Origin of the sequence: Flavobacterium sp. (assembly GCF_043778725.1) — a bacterium.
Taxonomy (GTDB): Bacteria; Bacteroidota; Bacteroidia; order Flavobacteriales; family Flavobacteriaceae; genus Flavobacterium.
Map to the genome: position 1 here is coordinate 22,533 of NZ_JAYWFT010000117.1, position 6,061 is coordinate 28,593.

Consider the following 6,061-nt stretch of genomic DNA (forward strand, 5'->3'; position numbering starts at 1 on the left):
TTTTTTATTATTAGATTTTCAATAATTTCTGTTATGAAGAAAATTTATTCATTTGCTGTAGAGCAGTTAGTACCTCTGCTTTTTTGTAGCGAACTTTATTACCAATTCGATAAGCTGGAATAATATCATTTTTAGTCCAAGTCCATAAAGTTACAAGTGAGACAGAAAGCATTTTTGCAGTTTCTTCTCTTGTTAAAAGTATTTCATTATCGGAATTTTGCAAAGTAGTAGCATATCCTTTAAGTGCTTGGGTAACATCTTTTACAATTTCGTTTTTAAAATCGTTAGCGTTAATGTTTTCGAGTTGCAAGATTTCTTTTGCCATAATTTAATTTCTTTTTTTATTAATTATGGCACAAACTTAATTTAGGTTAATGGGGTTAAAACTATTAGGGTAGCCCTGCGAGTTACCCTAATAGTTTTTTTATTATTTCATCTGCTTTTTTTCTATCGTTTAAAAGTTTTTCTGAATTTTCGGAACTTTTTTTGTCGAGTTCAAGATAAATCTTTTTAATGTTGTCTTTGTTTTTACCAAGCAAATGACATAAAATATTGCCTTTTTTTGTTGCGCTTATACTACTCCAGTCTTTTATATTAATTATTTCTTCAAGTAGAAAAACTTGTAATGAAGTATCAATAAAATTAGGTTTATTCTCAATACTTTGAAGTACATTAATTTGCTCTTTACAAAAATCTATTTGTGTTTTTATTAAATAATATTTTTTCCACATTTCAAAAATATGTTTTGGAATGTCAGAAATTTCAAAATCAGAGGTTAAATATTTTTTAATAAACTCACTTTCTCCAGATAGATAATCAAATACTAAATCTTCCCAATTGAGATACCCATTAAGTTCTTTTATTTCTGCATAAACAAGATATTCAGATTCATTTTTAACTTTAGAATATAAATCTCTATGCTTTTTTTGTAAATACTTTATCTTATCGGTTTTTTCAATTCTAGCTTCAATGTTAGTTAAAATTTTGTTTAAATCAAATTCTACATCAGTTGTTACAATTTCAATAAAAAAACGGATAGATACATAAATTTCTTTTAATATAGTTTCGTTTAAATGATATTTTTTGGAATTTAGATAAATATTTGTTTCAAATTCTGTTGATTCAGTTTTAGTAAAACTTGAAATTTCAAATTGAAATGGCTCATTTTCTGTATATACATTATTAAAAATAAGACTATCGATGTTTGAAAGTTCTAAATCTTTGATGTTAAATTTTTTTACAAATTTTCTATTTTCTATATCTTCGTAATTGAAATTCATTTTTTATATTGTCTAAAATTGTTTTTATACTACTTTTAATTTTTCTGTGTCATTTTCTGTTTTAGATTTTTCCTTATTCCAAAAATCACCTAGAATATCCGCAAACTCCTCGTTAGTTGTTTTAATGTATTTTAAAAACTGTGTTTCTGTTTGATGTCCAGTTATTGCCATAATAACCTTGTTGGGTAATTTGCCATATAAATTTGTTGCAAAAGAACGGCGACAAGTGTGAGATGTAACGAGTTCCCATTTTTCAAAATTGCCCATTTCTTTTCGATGTATTACAACTTCGGGGGTGGTTTCTGTTTTTTCTTTCAATACAATTTTAGTATTTTTTGCACCCTCTACAACATCGTTAATTCCAACTATTTGACAAATTTCTTTAATATATGTGTTAAATTTTTGGTCAGAAATTGCTGTTGGTAATTCACCATTTCTTTTTTCAAGAATATGTTTTACCTGTTGGTGCATTGCAATAATTACTTTCTGCTTTGTTTTAACGGTTTCAATTCTAATTTTTTCATCTTTTATATTCAAAACTCCTAATCTCATAAAATCAGAAATCCTTAAACCAGTTCTTAAACCAATTATAAATAAATCACGAGTATTCGATAATCTAAAATTGTTTTGGAAATCGTATTTATACACTTTGTCAATTTCCTTTTCAGTTAAATAAATGTCTTTTGTTTCGCTTTGAGTTGCTGTAAAATCAGAATGTTTGTATTGTGGGCTTATTGGTAAACCATCTAACTCAATATTTTTACACCACATTTTTATATTTTTTATATGTCCTCCGATAGAATTGTTTCCTAAGTTTTCTATCGTTCTACAATAATCTATAAAATCTTTATGAAAGTGTAGATTTACATTTTCAAATCTTACTTTAATATCTTTTGTTTTTTCATAGGCAATCAACTTGTTTAATGTAGTTGAATATTGTTGTATTGTTTTGCTTGAAATAGGATTTCCTTTATAAAGTCTTTTTGGAGCTTCTTCTATAAATTTTTCAATCCATTCTATGAAATATATTTTATAAAGTTCATTAGTTGTAGATTTCCCGAAAAATGTATTTACAACATCTTTTAACCAATTTTTTGAAATATTTTTTTTGTTTAATGTGTCAGAAATCCATTTATCTAAAACAACACGTTCTAATTCTCTTAACTTTGTATTAATTAAATCTTTATTTGTGTTATTGGACTTTAGTTTTATTTGTTGGTTCTTTTCGTTCCAATCCTCTCTTTTTATCCAAATTCCAGTAGTGCAAATAAAGTCGTTTATTTGTGTTGGTTTAAATCTACAATAGATATTTGTAGGGTTGTTTTTGCCTTTAAGTACTAGATTAATTTTCATTGTATGAATTATTATAATGCAAATATAAAATAATCCCCTAATAATCCCCTAAAAGTTTTAATTTATTTGAATTTGATTTAATTGTACTTAATTAAATATCAAACAAAAACAAATCTAAATCCTTTAAATAAAGGCGATTAAGCTTGTTTTTAAGTATTTACAAACTCTTTAAATTAAAGGTTGGCTAGTCCTTGTAGACCAACAAAAAGTCTTTCAGAAATGAAAGACTTTTTTGTTTTTACTAATTAAAAGGTTTTGAAATATAAAAAAACCTCTCAGTTTATGAGAGGTTTAGGATGTGATTCTTTAAAAATTATATTTTAAATGTTACAACAGGACGCGTAGAATGATTTACCAAATCTTCACTAATACTGCCATTAAAAAAGTGAGAAAGACCTTTTCTACCATGGGTACTCATTCCTATCAAGTCAGCATCAACGCTGTTGGCAAAGTTTAAAATTCCTTTCTCTACATTGGTTTCATTGTAGATGTGTGTAACAACTTTCTGTACATTAAATCCTTTTATAAAATTGTTCATGGTTTCTTGTGCAACCGAAGTAGATTTAAAATTATTAGGAGTGTTAACGGTAACTAAATGTAATGTTGAGTCAAATTTATTTGCAAATTCAACGACTTTTTCAAATGGTTTCTTTACTTCATCATTAAAGTCGGATGCAAAAACAAAATCATTAACTTTAAATTCTCCTTCTTCTTTTTTAATGATAAGTACCGGAACATCTGAATTTCTTACAACTTTTTCTGCATTAGAACCAATAAACATTTCCTTATATCCACTAGCGCCATGCGATCCCATAACTATTAAATCAACATTATTTAGTGAACTTATTTTTAAAATCCCGTCAAATGCCAATTCAAATTGAACAACTTCAGAAACTTTAATTCCTTCTAAATAATCTTCATCCATTAAATCTTCTAATTTTTTAATAGCTGCATTTTTAAAAAACATGATTTCAGGAATGTCAGATCCAGATCCTAATGCATCACTGCCTTGATGCGGTAATTCTAGCATGTGCAGTAATATAATTTCACCATTGTTTTTTTTAGCAATCTGTGCCGCTACCTTCAAAGCGTATTCGGCATGATCAGAGAAGTCGGTTGGTATTAAAATCTTTTTCATAATAAAATATAAATTATTGGTTCTATTTAGTTTAAATTTTCTTTGATAAAGATAAGAATTTTTTTTAAGATTATTAAATGATATTTGTCATATAAAAAAAAATGCTATATTTGCACCATTATTAAACAGAAATGGTATAATGAGGGAAGCACTGCTTCCCTCTTTTTATAAAAATATGACATTTAAAGATCAAGTTTTAAAACTTTTAAATGAAGGCTTATTAGAAAAGCCCGAAATCTTCCTGATAGATTTATCAATTTCAGACACTTACAAAATTATTGTAACTTTGGACGGTGATAGCGGTGTTAATCTTCAAGATTGCATTGATATTAGTAGAATAATAGAAAATAATCTAGATAGAGAAGAACATGATTTTGCTCTAGAAGTAGCATCGGTAGGTGTTGGATCGCCTTTAAAATTAATTAGACAATATCAAAAAAATGTTGGTAGAACTTTAATTGTTAAAGCAAATGATGAAACTATCGAAGCAGAATTAATAGAAGCAAACAATGAGTATATTGTGTTGTCTTGGTCAGCAAGAGAGCCAAAGAAGATAGGTAAAGGTAAAGAAACAGTCCAAAAAAGACAAGGATTACCCTACGGTGAAATAAAACAAGCAGTTGTTACAGTAAATTTTAATTAATTATAGAATAATGGAGAATATTGCATTAATCGACTCGTTCTCAGAGTTTAAAGACGATAAACTTATTGATAGAGTAACGCTTATGGCGATTTTAGAAGATGTTTTTAGAAATGCTTTAAAAAAGAAGTATGGCTCTGATGACAACTTTGATATTATCATAAATCCTGATAAAGGAGATATGGAAATTTGGCAAAGAAGAATTGTAGTTGCTGATGACGATTTAGATTTAGAACATTTAGAAATTACGCTTTCTGATGCAAGAAAAATTGAACCCGATTTTGAAATTGGTGAAGAAGTCTCAGAAGAAGTAAAACTTATAGATTTGGGAAGAAGAGCAATTTTAGCATTACGCCAAAACTTGATTTCTAAAATCCACGAGCATGATAATACTAACTTGTACAAACAATTTAAAGATATCATAGGCGAAATTTATACAGCAGAAGTACATCATGTTCGACCTAGAGTTGTAATTTTGGTTGATGATGAAGGAAATGAAATTGTATTGCCAAAAGAAAAACAAATTCCATCTGACTTTTTTCGAAAAGGAGATAATGTTAAAGGAATTATAGAAAGCGTTGAATTAAAAGGAAATAAACCTCAAATTATTATGTCTAGAACTTCAGAGAAGTTTTTAGAAAAATTATTTGAGCAAGAAATTCCTGAAGTATTCGACGGTTTAATTATGATTAAAAAAGTAGTAAGAATTCCTGGTGAAAAAGCAAAAGTAGCCGTTGATTCTTATGACGATAGAATAGATCCTGTTGGAGCTTGTGTTGGAATGAAAGGTTCACGTATTCACGGAATTGTTCGCGAATTAGGAAACGAAAACATCGATGTAATAAATTACACAACTAATGCTTCTTTATTAATAACACGAGCATTGAGCCCAGCTAAAGTGTCTTCTGTAAAAATCAATGAAGAAACTATGCATGCTGAGGTTTTCTTGAAATTAGAAGAAGTTTCAAAAGCTATTGGTCGTGGTGGACAAAATATTAAATTAGCAGGTTTGTTAACTGGTTATGAGCTAGACGTAATTAGAGAAGGAAGTACTGTTGAAGATGATGATGTTGAGTTAACAGAATTCTCTGATGAAATAGACGCTTGGATTATTGACGAATTTGCCAAAATTGGTCTTGATACAGCCAGAAGTATTTTAAAACAAGACGTTGCTGATTTAGCAAGAAGAACCGATTTAGAAGAAGAAACTATACAAGAAGTAATGCGCATACTGAAAGAAGAGTTTGAAAACTAATTCTTTCACCCCAAAATAAAAAAAAAGAATTTATAAAAGATTTTATGTCTGAAGAAAGAAATATTAGAATAAACAAAGTTTTAAGGGAATTAAATATTTCGTTAGAAAGAGCTGTCGACTATCTTAAGGATAAAGGTATTGCTATTGACGCAAACCCAAATGCTAAGATATCCGACAAAGAGTTTGATATTCTACAAAATCAATTTGCTGGTGATAAAGGCAATAAGGAAGCGTCAAAAGGCGTTAGCGAGGAAATAAAGAAAGAAAAAGAAGCACTTCGTCTTGAGAGAGAAAAAGAAATTGAGGACAAGAAAAGAGTAGAAGAAGAGCGTCAACGTCTTGAAGTAATTAAAGCTAAAGCAGTAGTTTCTGGGCCTAAACAAGTTGGAAAAATT

The 6,061-nt window shown here is 28.4% G+C and carries 6 protein-coding genes and 1 pseudogene; 3 read left to right on the top strand and 4 right to left on the bottom strand.

The window, feature by feature from the left end; genetic code table 11:
- Positions 1-31: 31 nt before the first annotated feature.
- From ACH2CG_RS11210 to ACH2CG_RS11225, 4 genes are all read right to left on the bottom strand, one after another.
- Positions 32-325: a helix-turn-helix domain-containing protein gene (locus ACH2CG_RS11210; RefSeq protein ID WP_395065196.1), complete on the bottom strand. Its 294-nt coding sequence runs from the start codon at positions 323-325 to the stop codon at positions 32-34.
- Between the two features lie 82 nt (positions 326-407).
- The gene (locus ACH2CG_RS11215; RefSeq protein WP_395065198.1) at positions 408-1,280 is read right to left on the bottom strand and encodes a hypothetical protein; all 873 of its coding nucleotides are present in this window, start codon (positions 1,278-1,280) and stop codon (positions 408-410) included.
- 24 nt (positions 1,281-1,304) lie between these two features.
- Entirely contained in the window at positions 1,305-2,633 is a 1,329-nt protein-coding gene (locus tag ACH2CG_RS11220) for a phage integrase SAM-like domain-containing protein (RefSeq protein ID WP_395065200.1), read from the bottom strand.
- Positions 2,634-2,946: 313 nt separating this feature from the next.
- Complete coding sequence (locus ACH2CG_RS11225) at positions 2,947-3,771, bottom strand: universal stress protein (RefSeq protein ID WP_395065202.1); 825 nt, start codon at positions 3,769-3,771, stop codon at positions 2,947-2,949.
- A gap of 175 nt (positions 3,772-3,946) precedes the next feature.
- Here ACH2CG_RS11225 and rimP point away from each other — a divergent pair, with 175 nt between their 5' ends.
- The 3 genes and pseudogenes from rimP to ACH2CG_RS11240 all read left to right on the top strand — a co-directional run.
- Positions 3,947-4,414: a ribosome assembly cofactor RimP gene (gene rimP, locus ACH2CG_RS11230; RefSeq protein ID WP_395065204.1), complete on the top strand. Its 468-nt coding sequence runs from the start codon at positions 3,947-3,949 to the stop codon at positions 4,412-4,414.
- 10 nt (positions 4,415-4,424) lie between these two features.
- A complete protein-coding gene (gene nusA / locus ACH2CG_RS11235) occupies positions 4,425-5,666 on the top strand; it encodes a transcription termination factor NusA (RefSeq protein ID WP_395065206.1) in 1,242 nt (413 codons plus the stop codon).
- A gap of 44 nt (positions 5,667-5,710) precedes the next feature.
- Positions 5,711-6,061 (top strand): annotated as a pseudogene (locus ACH2CG_RS11240) (translation initiation factor IF-2); the annotation flags it as partial.